Annotated in this window: 15 protein-coding genes and 1 tRNA gene; 2 read left to right on the top strand and 14 right to left on the bottom strand. The window is 58.2% G+C overall.

The annotated features are described in order from the left end of the window. The 8 genes from KIK84_RS11730 to KIK84_RS11695 form a co-directional block, all read right to left on the bottom strand. Positions 1-262: hypothetical protein (locus tag KIK84_RS11730; protein WP_214123275.1), on the bottom strand; the 262-nt coding region annotated here is incomplete at its 3' end. A 176-nt stretch (positions 263-438) separates the two neighbouring features. Next, positions 439-1,569 (bottom strand): ribonucleotide-diphosphate reductase subunit beta, encoded by a 1,131-nt coding sequence (locus tag KIK84_RS11725; protein ID WP_214123274.1) that lies wholly within the window; start codon positions 1,567-1,569, stop codon positions 439-441. A 134-nt stretch (positions 1,570-1,703) separates the two neighbouring features. After that, positions 1,704-4,652 (bottom strand): ribonucleoside-diphosphate reductase subunit alpha, encoded by a 2,949-nt coding sequence (locus KIK84_RS11720; protein ID WP_214123273.1) that lies wholly within the window; start codon positions 4,650-4,652, stop codon positions 1,704-1,706. 276 nt (positions 4,653-4,928) lie between these two features. Next, a complete protein-coding gene (ampD, locus tag KIK84_RS11715; protein ID WP_214123272.1) occupies positions 4,929-5,510 on the bottom strand; it encodes a 1,6-anhydro-N-acetylmuramyl-L-alanine amidase AmpD in 582 nt (193 codons plus the stop codon). Continuing rightward, entirely contained in the window at positions 5,507-6,955 is a 1,449-nt protein-coding gene (locus KIK84_RS11710) for a sigma-54-dependent transcriptional regulator (RefSeq protein WP_214123271.1), read from the bottom strand. Before KIK84_RS11710 ends, ampD begins: the two co-directional genes overlap by 4 nt. Further along, positions 6,952-8,661, bottom strand: a complete 1,710-nt coding sequence (locus KIK84_RS11705; protein ID WP_214123270.1) for a two-component system sensor histidine kinase NtrB — start codon at positions 8,659-8,661, stop codon at positions 6,952-6,954. The genes KIK84_RS11710 and KIK84_RS11705 overlap by 4 nt, the downstream gene beginning before the upstream one ends. Then, a complete protein-coding gene (locus KIK84_RS11700) occupies positions 8,658-8,897 on the bottom strand; it encodes a PP0621 family protein (protein ID WP_214123269.1) in 240 nt (79 codons plus the stop codon). The genes KIK84_RS11705 and KIK84_RS11700 overlap by 4 nt, the downstream gene beginning before the upstream one ends. After that, positions 8,894-9,697, bottom strand: coding sequence for a cytochrome C assembly family protein (locus KIK84_RS11695; protein WP_214123268.1), 804 nt, complete (start codon positions 9,695-9,697; stop codon positions 8,894-8,896). The genes KIK84_RS11700 and KIK84_RS11695 overlap by 4 nt, the downstream gene beginning before the upstream one ends. A 63-nt stretch (positions 9,698-9,760) precedes the next feature. Between KIK84_RS11695 and ffh the strand changes: the two genes are divergently transcribed. Both ffh and KIK84_RS11685 read left to right on the top strand, forming a co-directional pair. Continuing rightward, complete coding sequence (gene ffh, locus KIK84_RS11690; protein WP_214123267.1) at positions 9,761-11,128, top strand: signal recognition particle protein; 1,368 nt, start codon at positions 9,761-9,763, stop codon at positions 11,126-11,128. Then, complete coding sequence (locus KIK84_RS11685) at positions 11,128-12,060, top strand: DMT family transporter (protein ID WP_214123266.1); 933 nt, start codon at positions 11,128-11,130, stop codon at positions 12,058-12,060. Before ffh ends, KIK84_RS11685 begins: the two co-directional genes overlap by 1 nt. Before the next feature lie 7 nt (positions 12,061-12,067). Here KIK84_RS11685 and scpC read toward each other — a convergent pair whose 3' ends face one another. The 6 genes from scpC to KIK84_RS11655 form a co-directional block, all read right to left on the bottom strand. Further along, the gene (scpC, locus tag KIK84_RS11680; protein ID WP_214123265.1) at positions 12,068-13,606 is read right to left on the bottom strand and encodes a succinyl-CoA:acetate CoA-transferase ScpC; all 1,539 of its coding nucleotides are present in this window, start codon (positions 13,604-13,606) and stop codon (positions 12,068-12,070) included. A gap of 22 nt (positions 13,607-13,628) precedes the next feature. Further along, a complete protein-coding gene (miaB, locus tag KIK84_RS11675) occupies positions 13,629-14,969 on the bottom strand; it encodes a tRNA (N6-isopentenyl adenosine(37)-C2)-methylthiotransferase MiaB (protein ID WP_214123264.1) in 1,341 nt (446 codons plus the stop codon). A 140-nt stretch (positions 14,970-15,109) separates the two neighbouring features. Beyond that, on the bottom strand, positions 15,110-15,526 hold the full coding sequence (locus KIK84_RS11670) for a hypothetical protein (RefSeq protein ID WP_214123263.1): 417 nt from the start codon (positions 15,524-15,526) through the stop codon (positions 15,110-15,112). Positions 15,527-15,607: 81 nt separating this feature from the next. Further along, a complete protein-coding gene (locus KIK84_RS11665; RefSeq protein WP_214123262.1) occupies positions 15,608-16,243 on the bottom strand; it encodes a LysE family translocator in 636 nt (211 codons plus the stop codon). 74 nt (positions 16,244-16,317) lie between these two features. After that, positions 16,318-16,394 (bottom strand) — tRNA-Met (locus KIK84_RS11660). Positions 16,395-16,420: 26 nt separating this feature from the next. Then, on the bottom strand, positions 16,421-17,200 hold the full coding sequence (locus KIK84_RS11655) for an enoyl-CoA hydratase (protein WP_214123261.1): 780 nt from the start codon (positions 17,198-17,200) through the stop codon (positions 16,421-16,423). Between the last annotated feature and the right edge of the window lies 1 nt (position 17,201).

Genomic DNA, 17,201 nt, shown 5'->3' with positions numbered 1-17,201 from the left:
CGGCTTTCTTGGCTGCTACCTTTTTGGCTGGAGCGGCTGCTTTTTTAGCAGGAGCTGCGGCCTTCTTGGCGGGAGCGGCTTTCTTGGCTGCTACCTTTTTGGCTGGAGCGGCTGCTTTTTTAGCAGGAGCTGCGGCCTTCTTGGCGGGAGCGGCTTTCTTGGCTGCTACCTTTTTGGCTGGAGCGGCTGCTTTTTTAGCAGGGGCCGCGGCCTTCTTGGCGGGGGCGGCTTTCTTAGCCGCAGTTTTTTTTGCAGTTGCCATGCATTTCTCCTTGATCAAGGCTTTGATTGCACTTCTTGCTGGTTCCGGGCAAGAAATGATGCATGGGGCTGACTACCGTGTTGACGGTACTCAGCCCCATGAATAGGTAAGCGCTTCCAGACGGTTGCTGTGTGTGCAATGTGAATGTCAAGGAGCGCTGATGGGTCATTGATGGATCAGTCCCAAGAAAGGGTGCCGCCGGACTGGTATTCGATGACGCGGGTTTCGAAGAAGTTGCGCTCCTTCTTCAAGTCGATCATCTCGCTCATCCACGGGAATGGATTCTCTTCGTTGGGGAAGAGAGCTTCCAGTCCGATTTGGGTGGCGCGGCGGTTGGCGATGTAACGCAGATAACCTTTGAACATGGACGCATTCATGCCCAGCACACCGCGTGGCATGGTGTCTTCGGCATAGCGGTATTCCAGTTCGACGGCTTTTTCAAACAAAGCTTTGATTTCAGCCTTGAACTCGGCTGTCCACAAATGGGGATTTTCCAGTTTGATCTGGTTGATCAAGTCGATACCGAAGTTGCAGTGCATGGACTCGTCGCGCAAGATGTATTGGTACTGCTCTGCTGCACCGGTCATCTTGTTTTGGCGACCCAGTGCCAAAATTTGGGTGAAACCGACGTAGAAGAACAAACCCTCCATCAAGCAAGCAAAAACGATGATGGAGCGCAGCAAGGTCTGATCTGTTTCCAGGGTGCCTGTCTTGAAGTGCGGGTCCATGATCACGTTGATGAAGGGGATCAGGAACTCGTCTTTGTCGCGGATTGAATCGATCTCGTTGTAAGCGTTGAAGATCTCGCTTTCATCCAAACCCAAGGATTCCACAATGTATTGGTAAGCGTGGGTGTGGATGGCTTCTTCGAAGGCTTGGCGCAGCAAGAACTGGCGGCACTCGGGGGCCGTGATGTGGCGGTAGGTGCCCAGTGTGATGTTGTTGGCTGCGAGGGAGTCGGCGGTAACGAAGAAGCCCAAGTTGCGCTTGACGATGCGGCGTTCGTCCTCTGACAAACCATTGGGATCTTTCCACAAAGCAATGTCACGGGTCATGTTGACCTCTTGTGGCATCCAGTGGTTAGCACAAGTGGCCAAGTATTTTTCCCAAGCCCATTTGTACTTGAAAGGTACCAATTGGTTCACATCGGTCTGACCGTTGATGATGCGCTTGTCAGCTGCACGGATGCGATGCGTTGATGGTTGGGAAGTGGGGGTAGTCGCTGGAGGGACACCGTTACCAGCAGACGCTGCAGAAGCGCTGGCTGGCGTGTTTGTGCGTTTGATGTCTTCGTCCCAAGTCAACATAAATTATTCCAATCATTCAATTATGAGAGCAGCGCAAGGAAAAGGCAAAAACAACATGCACATGCGCTGCTTCTGTGTGTTGCCGAGGTGCATCGACACATGCTGTGCCGATGCATCCAAAGCTGCTCAGTGCATCACTGGCATGCTTCGCAAGTGGGGTCATCCACTCCGCAGAAACGAATGTCTGTTGCTGCTGCTTGCGTTGCTTGTTCGAGCTGTGCTGCAGCCGCTGCCATAGCTGCTGCCATGGCATTGGAGGGGGCTGCTGCAGGGGCTGCCGAGACGCTTTCAATGTTCGAGGACACAGCATTCAAGCTACCTGCTGCCACGGTCGATTTCTCGACGTGGGTAGCCGACATCGTGCGCAGGTAGTAAGTGGTCTTGAGGCCACGCAACCAAGCGAGCTTGTAGGTCTCATCCAGCTTCTTACCCGATGCGCCTGCCATGTAGATGTTGAGCGATTGGGCTTGGTCTATCCACTTTTGGCGGCGTGCAGCAGCCTCGACCAACCAGTGCGTGGGCACTTCAAAGGCGGTCGCGTAGAGTTGCTTGACGTCCTGTGGCACACGGTCGATGGGCAACAAAGATCCATCAAAGTGCTTCAAGTCCATGACCATCACATCGTCCCACAAGCCCAAGCGCTTGAGGTCACGCACCAAGTAGCTGTTGATGATGGTGAATTCACCAGACAGGTTGGATTTGACCGACAGGTTGCCAAAGCAAGGTTCGATAGACGCATCCACACCGACGATGTTGGAGATGGTGGCGGTGGGGGCTATAGCCACGCAGTTGGAGTTGCGCATGCCATCTTGGGCAATCTTTTTGCGCAGGGCATCCCAGTCCAAGGTGCTAGAGCGGTCCACTTCCACGTAGCCACCGCGCTCTTTGGCCAACAGGTCGATGGAGTCGGGCGGCAAGATGCCTTTGTCCCACAAGGAGCCTTTGTACGAGGAGTAGCGGCCACGCTCGCGGGCCAAGTCGCTTGATGCCCAGTAGGCAAAGTAGCAAATGGCTTCCATGGAGCGGTCAGCAAACTCCAGCGCAGCATCGCTGGCGTAGGGGGTGCGCATGGCGTACAGGCAGTCTTGGAAGGACATCAGACCCAAGCCCACCGGGCGGTGGCGCAGGTTGGAGTCACGGGCCTTCTTCACGGCGTAGTAGTTGATGTCGATCACGTTGTCCAGCATGCGCATGGCGGTGGTGATGGTGCGCTGCAGCTTGGCCAGATCGAGTTCCTTGCCGTTGGGGCCATCCTTCAAGTGCTGAATCAAGTTCACCGAACCCAAGTTGCAGACGGCGGTTTCGCTATCGCTGGTGTTGAGGGTGATCTCGGTACACAGGTTGGACGAGTGCACCACGCCCGCATGCTGTTGTGGGGAGCGGATGTTGCAAGGGTCTTTGAAGGTGATCCAAGGGTGACCAGTCTCGAACAACATGGTCAGCATCTTGCGCCACAGGTCGGTGGCGGCAATGGTCTTGCTGGGCTTGATTTCGCCACGTGCAGCCTTCTCTTCGTAAGCCACGTAGGCTTTCTCAAAGGCTGTGCCGTACAAGTCGTGCAGATCAGGAACGGTAGACGGCGAGAACAGCGTCCAATTGCCTTTTTCCATGACGCGCTTCATGAACAGGTCTGGAATCCAGTTGGCGGTGTTCATGTCGTGCGTGCGACGGCGGTCATCGCCGGTGTTTTTGCGCAGTTCTAGGAACTCTTCGATGTCCAAGTGCCATGTTTCCAAGTAGGTGCACACCGCGCCTTTGCGCTTGCCACCTTGGTTCACGGCCACGGCAGTGTCGTTCACCACTTTGAGGAATGGCACCACACCTTGCGATTCGCCATTGGTGCCTTTGATGTGGCTGCCCAAGGCGCGAACGGGGGTCCAGTCGTTGCCCAAGCCGCCTGCGAACTTGGACAGCAAGGCGTTTTCCTTGATGGCTTCGTAAATGCCATCCAAGTCATCGGGCACGGTGGTCAGGTAGCAGCTAGACAGCTGCGAACGCAGCGTGCCGCTGTTGAACAGCGTGGGGGTGGAGGACATGAAGTCAAACGACGACAGCACTTCATAGAACTCGATAGCGCGGGTTTCGCGGTCGATTTCATTGAGTGCCAAGCCCATGGCCACGCGCATGAAGAAGGCTTGGGGCAGTTCGATGCGGGTCTTCTTGATGTGCAGGAAATAGCGGTCGTACAGGGTTTGCAGGCCCAAGTAGTCGAACTGGGTATCGCGTTGCGACTTCAGGGCGCGGGCCAACTTGGGCAAGTCAAATTGCAGCAGCTTTTCGTCCAGCAGGTCGGCTTCTACCCCGCGCTTGATGAAGCTGGGGAAGTAGTCCTCGTAAGCGGCTTGCATGTCTTGCTGGCGCACGTCTTGCCCCAACACCTCACGCGAGATGGTGTGAAACAGCAGGCGGGCGGTGACGTAGGTGTAGTCGGGGTCTTTCTCGATCAGGGTACGGGCCGCCAAGATAGAGGCCTTGAACACTTCTTCCACCGGAATACCGTCGTACAGGTTCTTGAGCGTTTCTTGCAGGATGGGGGCTGCTTGTACATCAGCGCCCAAGCCTTGGCAGGCGGTTTCAATGCGTGATTGCAGTGCCGCAACGTCCAGCGCCACACGTTCGCCTTTGTCCAGCACATGCAGCACAGGTGCAGCCACTGCGGCTTCATGGCCTTGTTTGGCACGCTCTTGGGCGCGGCGTTCGCGGTAGAGCACATAAGCGCGCGCTACTTCGTGGTGGCCGCTGCGCATCAAGCCCAGTTCTACCTGATCTTGTACATCCTCGATGTGGAAGGTGCCGCCACCGGGACGCGAGCGAACCAAAGCGCGAATGACTTGTTGTGTCAGTTGATCCACGGTTTCACGTACGCTGGCAGAGGCCGCGCCTTGTGTGCCATGCACAGCCAAGAAGGCCTTCATCATGGCCACGGCAATCTTATTGGGCTCAAAAGCCACCACAGAGCCGTTGCGGCGAATGATTTGGTAGTGGCTTAAAGGGCTTGCAGCGGGGGCGGCACCTGTGACAAAGGCGTCGCTGCTGCTTGCAAAACTGGGGCTGTAAGACGTGCTGACAGTGGTGGTTTGCATGGGTTTCCTCGCAGAACTCGTTTGTGATTGATTGGTATGGCTGCACACTATATCTAGTGTTGACTGGGGTGGCAACCACTATAGGTAGTGTTTTTTTGTGTTAGTGCAAAGGGCTGGAATGGTGCGTTCATGCACCAAATATGGCCGCAGTTGGGCGCTAGCCCTTGTGCTGCTTGGCTTTGTGCAAGGAAAGCTAGATTTGATGCGCCTTGCAGGGCCAAAGTGGCTTGAAAACCGCATGAAATAAGCCTGTGCCCAAACAAGGGGCTTGTGGCCTCACCTGTTGGGATAGTTCAACAGGGAATTACCCATAGATGACCGAAAACGCTTCCAATCAAAACCCGGCCCAGGGTCGGCTTTGCGCCCCGGTGCCACATGTTCATGGCCCGCGACATACGCCAGTGCATAGGCTTGCTGCAGTTGCTGCATCAAAGCGCACAGAGACGTGTATTGCGCATCTGTGAAAGTGTCGCCCTCTAGTCCTTCGAGCTCGATGCCGATGGAATCGTCGTTGCAGTTGTCGCGCCCACGGTAGTGCGACCGACCTGCATGCCACGCACGGTCATCACAGCTAACAAACTGGATGATGTGACCATGGCGGTCGATGACGAAATGCGAGGACACCTCCAAGCCGCGAATGCTTTGGAAATAAGGGTGGGCATCCCAATCCAATTGGTTGCAAAACAGTTGGGCAATGCAGCCATTGCCAAACTCTCCCGGTGGCAAGCTGATGGAGTGCAGCACCACCAAATCGATGCTGGCATGGGCTGGTCGGGGGCCAAAGTTGGGCGATGGACGGTGTTCGACCCCTTGTAGCCAACCACGCTGCCACAAGGCGTTGGGCAAGGCCTTGCTCATGCCGAATCGACCGAGTTGGCGGGAATGGGGATTTGCAATCGGTCCATGCGGTAGCGGATTTGTCGCAGGCTGATACCGAGTTTTTGTGCGGCCAAAGTGCGGTTAAAGCGGCTCTCGTCCAACGCGCGTATCAGTATCTGGCGCTCTAAAGCGTCCAAATAGGCCTGCAGGTCAGATGGCAAGTCGTCAGAGTCGGCCAAGGCTTGGGAGGCATGGCTGTCAGCCATCGCTCCTGCATGCCCTGTGCGCTCGTTGCCAGAGGTTTCGTTCTCGTCCCGCTCCACATCAATCACAGCGGCGTTTTCGCCTGCCAAGGCCACGGCCCGGTGCAACAGGTTTTCCAGTTCGCGCACATTGCCCTGCAATGGCAGGTTGCACAGGTATTGCAAGGCGGCAGGGTGTAGCTGTGGAATGACCGATGCGCCTGCCTCTTGGGCAATACGCTCTAGCAGGGTTTTGCACAGCACAGGGATGTCTTCACGCCGTTCGCGCAGAGCCGGCATCTGGATGTCGATCACGTTGAGGCGGTAGTACAAATCTTGCCGGAAGTCACCGGTTTGCACCATCAAGCCCAGATCTTTGTGGCTGGCGCTGATGATGCGCACATCCACGATTTCTTCTTGCGATGAGCCTAGTGGGCGTACGCGGCGTTCTTGGATGGCACGCAGCAGCTTGGCTTGCATGGCCACTGGCAAGTCGCCAATTTCATCCAAAAACAAAGTGCCGCCGTGGGCGGTTTGGAAAAAGCCCTGTCGGTCTTGTGCCGCCCCTGTGAAGGCGCCCTTTTTGACACCAAAAAATTCGGCTTCCAGCAAGTTTTCGGGGATGGCACTGCAGTTCACGGCGACCCAAGGTCCGTTGCGGCGATGGCTGTTGGCGTGAATAGCGCGTGCAACCAACTCTTTGCCTGTGCCCGATTCGCCATGAATCAAGATAGGTGCCATGCTGGGAGCCACTTTGCGGATGCGTTCCTTCACCACTTGGATGGCGGGGCTGTGCCCGGCCATTTTCTCCAGCGTATTGGGCAGATCCGTCGCTGGTTTGAGGGGCATGGTGCTGGCCTGTTGGCCATTTTGCATGCGCACGGCGGCGGCTACGGTGGTACGAAATTCTTTCAGATCTACTGGTTTGCTCAGGTAGTCAAAAGCCCCAGCTTTGAGGGATTCAACCGCATTTTCGGCAGAGCCATAGGCGGTGATCACAATACAGCGCTCACTGCGGCCTTGGGTGCGCAGTTGTTGCAGCAGTTCAATACCAGAACCATCGGGCAGGCGCATGTCGCAAATCACCACATCAAATTGGTGTTGCTGCAGTTGGCTGTGGGCTTGCGCCAAGTCGTTGGCTGTCAGTACCCGGTACCCTTCGCGCAACAAGGTCAACTCGTACAGGGTGCACAAATCCGGCTCGTCATCAATCACCAAAATGTGGGCGCTGGGTGTGGTCATGGCAAAAGGGTCGCTTGTCGAGGTTTGGTCTGTGGATTTTGCCGTTTGACGGACACCATTGGGATAACTACGCGAAAACTGTTACCTGCTGTCTTGTCTGGGCCACGCATGCGTTCGGTGCGAGCGAACATGATTTCAGCGCCATTGCGTTCACACAATTCTTGGCAAATGAACAAGCCAAGGCCTGTGGAGCGACTTTCGGTGGAGAAAAATGGCTCGAACAAATGCGCTTGCAATGAGGCATCCAGTGGCGCCCCATCACTCCATACGTCCAAAGACACTTTGCCTTCATGGTGTTGGATGTGTACCTGAATGCTGGCGGCTGCTTTGCTGGCATAGCGGCGTGCGTTATCGAGCAAATTGACCATGATGCGGCGCAAATGCTCGACATCAAACTGCACCACGATATCGGTGTTCGAGTACTTGAACAACAAGCGTTGCTGCTCACCGTGGTGTTGACTCCAATCGGCGCAAATACGGTGCACTGTTTCGGGCAGTCTCATGGTTTCGCCAGAGGGCTTGCCCGATGTCCGGATGCGCGAGGTGCTCAGCACGTCATCCACAATTTTTTCCAAACGCTTGGCGTTTTGGCTGATCAGTTGGGTCATGTGCTGGTGCTGGGGATCGGTCAAATCCTCTGACAGCAAGCCATTGGCCTGGACAATGGCCGCCAGTGGATTGCGTATCTCGTGTGCTACAGCGGCAGACATACGCCCCATGCTGGCCAGTTTTTCGGTGCGAATACGGGCTTCTTGTTCGCGCAAATCTTGCAGAAAAATGGCGCAGACACTCTCATTGTGAAACTGTGCGGGGTTGGTCGGTTGTGTGCGCACCGATAGACTGCGTTGACGGCCATCGCGTTCTGCCAAGCTCAGTTCAGCACTTTGCGGGCGTTGACTGGCTAAGGTCTCGTGCGCCAGCTCCCACAACGGTTGCCCAGGGGCAATGACCGGCACGATGGGTTGTTTGGATGTCATGTCAGCCACTTGCAGCATGCGACGAGCAGCAGGATTGATGGCCATCAATTGCATCTGCATGTTGATGATCAACACCCCATCGGGCAAAGAGTCAATCACCAAAGCATTGACTTGTCGGTGCAGTTCGGCCTGCAGCTCATTGCGCTCGGCTATTTGCCCAGCCGAGAGGACGCGGTTGGTCAGGTAGTTGGCCAGCAAGCCCACGAACAGATAGCCCAAACAGCTCAGGCTGATTTGCACCAGAGTGGCGTGTTTCTCGGGTGACTGTTGAATATGGGGCCAATTTCCCAGTAGCAGCAAAAGTGTGATGCAACTCACGGTACCAATGGCCAATATGCGCGATCCCAGCACTGACACCAGCAGGGTGGGCAAGGCATAAATGGGCGTGAAGTTCAAATTGCTGCCATGTACCCACTGCAAAGCCGTAAATACCAGCGCATCCACCGCGACCAACTGCACCCAGCCCCAGCTGAAGTGCTTGCCCAGCAGGCGTGGACGCACCGTGCGCGATGAGAGGGTAACCATGAGCAAGTACCCAAGGGTGATGGGTAAAGCCCAAGTGTTGTGGTTTTGTTGGCCAAACAGCAAGGCCACTTCGAGTACCAACAACAGTGCGGCCAAAGAAAAGCGCGCAGTCATGAAAGCCCGCCACAGGCGCGCGAACTCGGTATTGGGTATCGGCGTGGTGGCGTCTGGCGGCAGCAGCCAGGTGCTTTCAAAATCCTTCATCGGTCTTCGGCCAGTTGGCGGTGTGCTTCACTGCAGTAATGGCCACGCACGCCACGGACGGCATCGTGCATGGGTACATGCACATGGCAGTGCAAGCATGCCACCATGTGTTTCGACGATGCTGAGGAGGGGGCAGGAGGGGGTGGGGCGCTGGGTTTGCGGTTGATGCCCAAGCGTTGGCGTACCAGCCAGACCACAAACATGGCTACAGCCAAGAAAAACAGCAAACGGCTCATAGCGTGTGTCCCAGTACCACTTCTTTCACAAAGCGCGATCCCACATAGGCCAATAGCAGCAAAGCTGTGCCTATGTAGAGCAAGCGCATGGCTTTCTTGCCACGCCAGCCACGCCAGTGACGCCCTGCCAATAAGCCTGCAAATACCACCCAAGCCATGAGAGAGAACACGGTTTTGTGATCCCAGCGCCAACCTTGGGGGGCGTTGAGCAATTGTTCAAACACCGCTCCCAACAACAAGGTGAGCGATAGCATGACAAAGCCAGCCCAAGCAAAACGGTACGTTAGGCGTTCCAGCGTCAGCAAGGGCAGGCCACTTTGGGGTTCTGCGGCTTTGCGGATGCGATCTTCGGCGCGTTCCATCACCCACGCATGGATGGCTGCGCAGGCAAACAGCGCATAGCTGCCCAAGCCCAAGAGCAGGTGCAGCACCAAAAGCAGGTTGTTGCCTTCGCGCACATGCACCGTGCCCGGAAACAGCAGGGCCAATACCACGGCCACGGAGCCTATTGCTGCCAGCGCCCAGCGCGTTTGCAAGCGTGGAAAAACCTGGCTCTCCACCATGTAGATAGCGGCAACCAGCCAAGCACAGACCGATAAGGCAGGTGCAAAGCCAAAATGGGGTTCCCCCATCAGCAAACCTTGCAACAAAGTTGCAGCGTGCAGCACCCACGCCAGCACCACCCATTTGCGGGCCAAACTGGCCGATACATGCCCCGCTCGCAAAGCCGGCCACGCATAGGCAGCAGCGGTGGCTGCGGTCAGGCCCAAGGCCCAAGGGGAGGGTGTCGCTAAAATCATGCCCACAGTTTAGCGTTTTGCATGCGTGGGCGTCCCTGATCCACCGCATGGCGCACACCATCTATGGCATCAGCTCTTACCGACAAACTATCCCGTCTCATCAAAGACCTGCGTGGCCAGTCCCGCATTACCGAAACCAACGTGTCCGACATGCTGCGCGAAGTGCGCATGGCCTTGTTGGAAGCCGATGTGGCCTTGCCCGTGGTGCGCGACTTCATTGCCCGCGTCAAAGAAAAGGCCTTGGGCCAAGAGGTCTTGGGTTCCTTGCAGCCCGGCCAAGTGCTGGTGAGCATCGTTAACCAAGAGCTGGCCGCCACCATGGGCGAGGGCGTGAGTGACATCAACCTTGCTGCCCAACCCCCTGCGGTGATTTTGATGGCTGGTTTGCAAGGTGCTGGTAAAACCACCACCACAGGCAAGCTGGCCAAGCACTTGGTGGAAAAGCGCAAGAAAAAAGTGCTGACTGTCTCGGGCGACGTGTACCGCCCCGCAGCCATTGAGCAGCTCAAGACCGTGACGGCGCAAGCCGGTGCCGAGTGGTTTCCCAGCACGCCCGATCAAAAGCCGGCAGACATCGCCCGCGCTGCCTTGGACTACGCCAAAAAACACTTTGTCGATGTGCTGCTGGTCGATACCGCCGGCCGCTTGGCCATCGACGAGGCCTTGATGGCCGAAATCCGCGACCTGCACGCCGTGCTCAATCCGGTGGAAACCCTGTTTGTGGTGGATGCCATGCAGGGGCAGGACGCCATCAACACCGCCAAGGCGTTCAAAGACGCGCTGCCGCTCACCGGCATTGTGTTGACCAAGCTCGATGGCGACTCGCGCGGTGGTGCCGCCCTGTCGGTGCGCCACGTGACCGGGGCTCCCATCAAATTTGCCGGTACCAGCGAAAAGCTCGATGGCCTGGAAGTCTTCGATGCGCAGCGTCACGCTGGTCGGGTGCTGGGCATGGGCGACATCGTGGCGTTGGTCGAGCAGGTCACCGCCAGCGTGGACATGGAAGCAGCGCAAAAGCTCGCCGCCAAGGTCAAGAGCGGCGCAGGCTTTGACTTCAATGACTTCTTGGCCCAGTTGCAGCAAATGAAGCAGATGGGCGGACTCTCCAGTCTGATGGACAAGTTGCCCACCCAACTGGCCGCCAAAGCTGGGCAGGTGGACATGGACAAGGCAGAAAAAGACATCCGCCGCAAAGAGGGCATCATCAACAGCATGACCCAGAAAGAGCGCACCAAGCCCGAGCTCATCAAGGCATCGCGCAAGCGCCGCATTGCAGCCGGTGCTGGCGTGCAAGTGCAAGAGGTCAATCGCTTGCTCAAAGAGTTTGAGCAGATGCAAGACATGATGAAAAAGATGAAGGGCGGTGGCATGATGAAACTCATGAAGCGCCTAGGCGGCATGAAAAAAGGCCTGCCAGGAATGCCTTTCTGATGCCGGCATCGGCGTCCCACGGTCAGCATCCCTTGCGCGGCATTGCCTTGGCGGTAGCCGCCATGGCTTGTTTTGCCACCTTGGACACCACCACCAAATGGGTAGCCGCTGGCATGCACGTCATGATGGCGCTGGCCTTGCGCTATGCGGTGCAGGCTTTGATCACTACCGCCGTGGTGCTGCCTGGGCGTGGTTGGCAGGTGTGGCGCACCCAGCATCTGGGCTTGCATGTGCTGCGGGGTTTGCTCTTGCTGTCCGTGAGCGTGTTGGCTTTTATCAGCTTGCGCCACTTGCCCATGGGCGACTTCACCGCCATCGTGCTGCTCACCCCGGTGGTGGTCACTTTGGTGGCGGCGCGCATGCTGGGTGATAGCGTGTCATGGCAGCGCAAACTGCTGGTAGTGGTGGGCTTTGGCGGCACGCTGCTCATCTTGCGCCCGGGTGCGGATGATTTTCAGTGGCTTATGCTGCTGCCGTTTTTGCTGGTGCTCATCAATGCCGCGTTCCAACTGCTCACCAGCCGCATGACCCGCACCGAAAGCCCCATGACCATGCAGCTCTACACCGCGTGGAGTGGTGCCATCATCCCTGCTCTCATGCTGCCGTGGATTTGGGAACCTGTGGCCAATCCTGCCCTGTGGGGGGGCATAGTCGCTACAGCGCTGTTGGCTTCAGTGGGCCACTATTTGTTTACTTTGGCCTTTAAGCACGCGCCCGTGGCAACGGTCATGCCATTCAACTACACGCAAATTGGTTTTGCCGTGCTGGGCGGTTGGCTGGCATTTGACCAAATGCCCGATACCTTGTCGTGGTTGGGCATGGCCTTGATTGCTGCTTGCGGTGCCACCAGTGCATGGCTGACCCAACGGGAGCAGCAAGCCAAGCGCTACCACAGCGTGCTCGATGAGCAAAGCTCAGTCTTACCCAGTTAAGTCCGTCTCAGCGCATGCTGCCGGTTTGCACAAAGCGCTCATGCCATGACAGCGCCTCCCCCAGCAGGTGGGGCGTATGGCGGCCCGTGGCCTGTTGTTGGGCGCGATCAAAGTAATCGTGCAGGGCGTCGCGGTAGTCGGGGTGGGCACAGCGGTCGATGATGCGCCGCGCCCGCTGCTTGGGCGAGAGGCCACGCAAGTCGGCCAAGCCTTGTTCGGTGACGATGATTTCCACATCGTGCTCGGTATGGTCGGTGTGCGAGACCATGGGCACGATGCACGAGATGGAGCCATTCTTGGCGGTCGATGGTGTCATGAAAAACGACAAGTAGGCATTGCGCGCAAAGTCGCCCGAGCCGCCGATGCCATTCATCATGCTCGAGCCCATGATGTGGGTGGAGTTGACGTTGCCGTAGATGTCGGCCTCAATCATGGCGTTCATGGCGATCACGCCCAAGCGGCGCACCACCTCGGGGTGGTTGCTCATCTCTTGCGGGCGCAGAATGATGCGCTGGCGGTAAAAATCAATATGGCGTTCAAACTCTTCCAGCGCCACAGGGCTGAGCGACAAGGCCGTGGCCGAGGCGCTGGTCAGCTTGCCCGATTGGAGCATCTCCAGCATGCCGTCTTGCAGCACTTCGGTGTAGGCCGTGAGCCCTTCAAACGGCCCTTGGTTCAGGCCCGACAGCACCGCGTTGGCCACATTGCCTACGCCCGATTGCAGGGGTAGCAGGTGGGGTGGCAGGCGCTTGGCATCTACCTCTTGCTGCAAAAAGTCCAAGATGTGCCCTGCAATTTGGTGCGACACCGCATCGGGCGGCGCAAATGCGCTGTTGCGGTCGCTCTCGTCGGTCAGCACCACGGCCACCACCTTGGCTGGGTCGCATTGCAGGTAGGGCTGGCCAATGCGGTCAGCCGGGTGGATGAGGGGGATGGGGTTGCGGTGCGGCGGCAGGCGGGTGCCGTAGTAAATGTCGTGCATGCCCTTGAGCTGCAGGCTCTGGCGCTGGTTCACTTCCAGAATCACCATTTTGGCGTTGTCCAGCCAAGTTTTGTTATTGCCCACGGAGGACGAGGGCACCATGCGCCCGTCTTCCAAAATGGCAGTCACCTCCACTACGGCGACATCGAGGGGGCCCAAAAAGCCAAACCACGCCAGTTGCGCCACGTGCGAGAGGTGGATGTCGGTGTAGTCGATCTCGCCGGCATTGATTTGCTGGCGCACCACCGGGTCAGACTGGTAGGGCAGGCGTGTGCGGATGCCGTGGGCTTGGGCCAAGGCTCCGTCCAGTTGCGGCGCAGTGGAAGCGCCCGTCCACAGGCCAATGCGAAAGTCTTGACCTTGGTCGTGTAGCGCCTCTATGCGCTGGGCCAAGGCTTGCGGCACGGCTTTGGGGTGGCCAGAGCCGGTAAAGCCGCTCATGCCCACATTGGCACCGGCTGGAATGAGAGCGGCCGCTTGGGCGGCCGTCATGATTTTGCTGTGGAACGCGGGGTGTAGCACCCGCTCGTGGGCGGTGTTATGGGGTATCGAAGCGGTGGTCATGCACCGCATGCTACGCCGGGACTCAGGCTAGCGCGTTGACTTCAGTCAAGACCTCGCCGCGCAGCGTGTAGGTGCGTGTTTCGGTGATGCGCACATCCACCATGTGGCCGATCAAGCGCGGGTTGCCAGCGAAGTTCACCACGCGGTTGCACTCGGTGCGGCCCATCAGCTCGCTGCCATCGCGCTTGGAGAGGCCCTCTACCAAAATGCGCTGCACGGTGCCCACGCGCTGCTCGCTGATGCGCTGCAAATTGCCGTTGATGGCCGCTTGCAGCGTTTGCAGGCGGCGCAGCTTCACCTCTTGCGGGGTGTCGTCGTGCAGGTTGGCCGCTGGCGTGCCGGGGCGTGGGCTATAGACAAAGCTGAAGGAGTTGTCAAAGCCAATGTCTTCCACCAGCTTCATGAGCTTGGCGAAGTCCTCCTCGGTCTCGCCGGGAAAGCCGACGATGAAATCCGAGCTGATGCTCATGTCGGGCCGAATGGCGCGCAGCTTGCGGATGGTGCTCTTGTATTCCATGGCGGTGTAGCCACGCTTCATGGCCATCAGCACCTTGTCGCTGCCGTGCTGCACGGGCAGGTGCAGGTGGCTCACCAGCTTGGGAATGCGCTCGTAGGCCGCAATCAGGCTGGGCGTGAACTCGTTGGGGTGGCTGGTGGTGTAGCGGATGCGCTCGATGCCCGGAATCTCGGCCACCATCTCCAGCAGGGTGGCAAAGTCGGCCATCTCACTGGTGTTGCCCAGCGTGTGACGCCAAGCGTTCACGTTTTGGCCCAACAGGTTGATTTCTTTCACCCCTTGCTCGGCCAAACCTGCCACTTCCACCAGCACGTCTTCCAGCGGACGGTTTACTTCTTCGCCACGGGTGTAGGGCACCACGCAGTAGCTGCAGTATTTGGAGCAGCCTTCCATGATGCTCACAAAGGCCGACGCGCCTTCCACGCGGGCGGGGGGCAGGTGGTCGAATTTTTCAATCTCGGGAAAGCTGATGTCCACCTGCGGTTTGTCCAGCTTGCGGCGCTGTTGCAGCAGTTCGGGCAGGCGGTGCAGGGTTTGCGGGCCAAACACCACGTCCACATAGGGCGCGCGTTTCACAATCTCATCGCCCTCTTGGCTGGCCACACAACCGCCCACGCCAATTTGCGCCCCACGCGCCTTCAGGTGCTTGATGCGCCCTAGGTCGCTGAACACCTTTTCCTGCGCCTTTTCGCGCACCGAGCAGGTGTTGAACAAAATCAGGTCGGCCTCTTCCACGTCTTGCGTGGGTTCGTAGCCTTCGGCGGCGCGCAGCAGGTCACTCATCTTGTCCGAGTCGTACTCGTTCATCTGGCAGCCGTAGGTTTTGATGAATACTTTTTTGCTCATGGTGTTTGCTATCAAATTAATAGCTGCTCCAGCTTACTGCATAAGCTCTACAGCCTGTTTTGTATAAATTCTTCAGTCTGGTTTGGCATGCCCCCCATGTGCTGCCGCGCAGGCAGGCACTGTGGGCGATGGCCTTGTGCTCAGTTGATGAAGTAGCGTTTTTCAGCGGGGTAGGCTTCGGCCTCATCGGCCGTGAGCAGCCACACCTCGTGCAACATGCCGGTGGACTCGCGGCGGTACATCACCGGCACGGTCTGACCCGTCAGGCTGGCCGAGAGCATGAGCAGGTTGTTGGTGTTGCGAATGCGAGCACCGGGCGACAGGCGGTCGGCTTTGCCATCGAGCAGCACCACGGGTGCGTTGGTCACTTGCAAATCGCCCCGTTTGCTATTGGCGGGAAAGGTGCGGATGGTGACAGTCTGCCCTTGGGCGTTGGTCACTTGGGTGGTGCCCGTCAGCGTTTGCGCCAGCGTGCTGCTGGGCACAGCTAGGGACAGACAGGCCGCCACCAAGGCCAAGGTGCCAGTCCAACGGGTCAGGGAAAAACAGCGGTTCATGGTGTGTATCCAGAGGCTGGGAGAGTGAGGGAAGAAGAGCAGCGATTGTACCGACCCCCTCTGTCCCGCTACCGTGCAGCCCTAGCTGTTGCTGGCAATGCGTAGCCCCAGTGCAACGAACACGCCCGCTGCCATGCGATCCAGCCACAGCCCCAAGCGCGGGCGTCGGCCCAGCCAAGCGCCCACTGTGCCCGAGAAAAAGCCCAGCAGCCCAAACAGCAGAGCCGCTTGGGCGGTAAATAGCAGGCCCAGCAAGCCCAGTTGCAGGCTGGGGTGGCCTTGGCCCACCACCACGAACTGGGGCAAGAATGAGAGGAAAAACAGCGCCACTTTGGGGTTGATGGCGTTGGCCACCAGTCCTTTGGCAAACAGGCTGCGTACCGAAGGGGCTGCGCTCGTTTCGGCTGCGCTGCTGGACAGTTGGCTACTGCCCGCATGGCGCCACGCTTGCACGCCCAGCCACACCAAGTACGCACCACCGACCCAGCGCAGCACGGTCAGCGCCACGGCGGACGAGGCCAGCAGAGCACTGACCCCCACCACGGCCAGCAGGGTGTGGCTTAGGCAACCGAGTGCACAACCCAGCCCAAACGCCATGCCGTGCCGCCGCCCCTTGGACATGCCCACTCCCAGCACCATGAGGTTGTCCGGCCCCGGCGTGATGGTCAAGGCCATGGCCACAAGCAAAAAGGAGAGGGTTTGGGTCAGGGTCAGCATGCGAATTCTTTCTGTAAAACAGTGCAGGCAAGAAAAAACCCGCTTATCTTTGCAGAGAAGCGGGTTTTTGCATTTGGTGGTGGTACCGGGACTTGAACCTGGGACATCAGCATTATGAATGCTGCGCTCTAACCAACTGAGCTATACCACCGAAAGACGCGCATTGTAGCGCAGTTTTTAGCGGTTGGAGAAGTTGGCGGGGCGTTTGTTCACGAAGGCGTCCATGCCTTCTTTTTGGTCGGCGGTGGCAAACAGGGCGTGGAACAGGCGGCGCTCGAGCAGCAGGCCTTCGGCCAGTGGGGCCTCAAAAGCGCGGTTCACGGCTTCTTTGGCGGCCATGGTGGCCAGTTGGGAGTAGCTGCAAATTTGCAGCGCCGCGCCCAAGGCTTCTTGCAGCAGTTGTTCGGCAGGTACTACGCGGCTGACTAGGCCAGCGCGTTCGGCCTCGGTGGCGTCCATCATGCGGCCTGTCAAGGCCAAATCCATGGCTTTGGCCTTGCCCACGGCGCGGGGCAGGCGCTGGGTGCCGCCTGCGCCGGGGATGATGCCCAGCTTGATCTCGGGTTGGCCAAACTTGGCCGTGTCGGCGGCGATGAGGATGTCGCACATCATGGCCAGCTCGCAGCCGCCGCCCAGCGCAAAGCCAGCCACGGCCGCGATGACGGGTTTGCGCACTTGGCTGATGGCGTTCCAGTTGCGGCCAATCAGGTTGCTGCGAAACACCTCGGCAAAGCTCAGGTTGGCCATGGCGGTGATGTCTGCACCTGCGGCAAAGGCTTTTTCGCTGCCGGTGATGACCATGCAGCCAATGGCGGGGTCGGCGTCAAAGGCCAGTAGGGCGTGGCCCAGTTCGTCCATGAGTTGGTCGTTCAGCGCGTTGAGCTGTTTGGGGCGGTTGAGCGTGATAACGCCCACTTTTTCGCCTTCTACGTGGGTCAGTATGCAGTCGTAGGCCAAG

The sequence above is a fragment of the Curvibacter sp. CHRR-16 genome (assembly GCF_018474005.1).
In the GTDB taxonomy this organism is placed as follows: Bacteria; Pseudomonadota; Gammaproteobacteria; order Burkholderiales; family Burkholderiaceae_C; genus Allorhodoferax.
This window is presented reverse-complemented; position numbering and strand designations above follow the sequence as displayed.

Excerpts from the sequence above, each read along its gene's own strand:
- KIK84_RS11725 (WP_214123274.1), bottom strand. The coding sequence starts at position 1,569 with ATGTTGACTTGGGACGAAGACATCAAACGCACAAACACGCCAGCCAGC.
- KIK84_RS11720 (WP_214123273.1), bottom strand. The coding sequence starts at position 4,652 with ATGCAAACCACCACTGTCAGCACGTCTTACAGCCCCAGTTTTGCAAGC.
- ampD (WP_214123272.1), bottom strand. The coding sequence starts at position 5,510 with ATGAGCAAGGCCTTGCCCAACGCCTTGTGGCAGCGTGGTTGGCTACAA.
- KIK84_RS11710 (WP_214123271.1), bottom strand. The coding sequence starts at position 6,955 with ATGACCACACCCAGCGCCCACATTTTGGTGATTGATGACGAGCCGGAT.
- KIK84_RS11705 (WP_214123270.1), bottom strand. The coding sequence starts at position 8,661 with ATGAAGGATTTTGAAAGCACCTGGCTGCTGCCGCCAGACGCCACCACG.
- KIK84_RS11700 (WP_214123269.1), bottom strand. The coding sequence starts at position 8,897 with ATGAGCCGTTTGCTGTTTTTCTTGGCTGTAGCCATGTTTGTGGTCTGG.
- KIK84_RS11695 (WP_214123268.1), bottom strand. The coding sequence starts at position 9,697 with ATGATTTTAGCGACACCCTCCCCTTGGGCCTTGGGCCTGACCGCAGCC.
- ffh (WP_214123267.1), top strand. The coding sequence starts at position 9,761 with ATGGCATCAGCTCTTACCGACAAACTATCCCGTCTCATCAAAGACCTG.
- KIK84_RS11685 (WP_214123266.1), top strand. The coding sequence starts at position 11,128 with ATGCCGGCATCGGCGTCCCACGGTCAGCATCCCTTGCGCGGCATTGCC.
- scpC (WP_214123265.1), bottom strand. The coding sequence starts at position 13,606 with ATGACCACCGCTTCGATACCCCATAACACCGCCCACGAGCGGGTGCTA.
- miaB (WP_214123264.1), bottom strand. The coding sequence starts at position 14,969 with ATGAGCAAAAAAGTATTCATCAAAACCTACGGCTGCCAGATGAACGAG.
- KIK84_RS11670 (WP_214123263.1), bottom strand. The coding sequence starts at position 15,526 with ATGAACCGCTGTTTTTCCCTGACCCGTTGGACTGGCACCTTGGCCTTG.
- KIK84_RS11665 (WP_214123262.1), bottom strand. The coding sequence starts at position 16,243 with ATGCTGACCCTGACCCAAACCCTCTCCTTTTTGCTTGTGGCCATGGCC.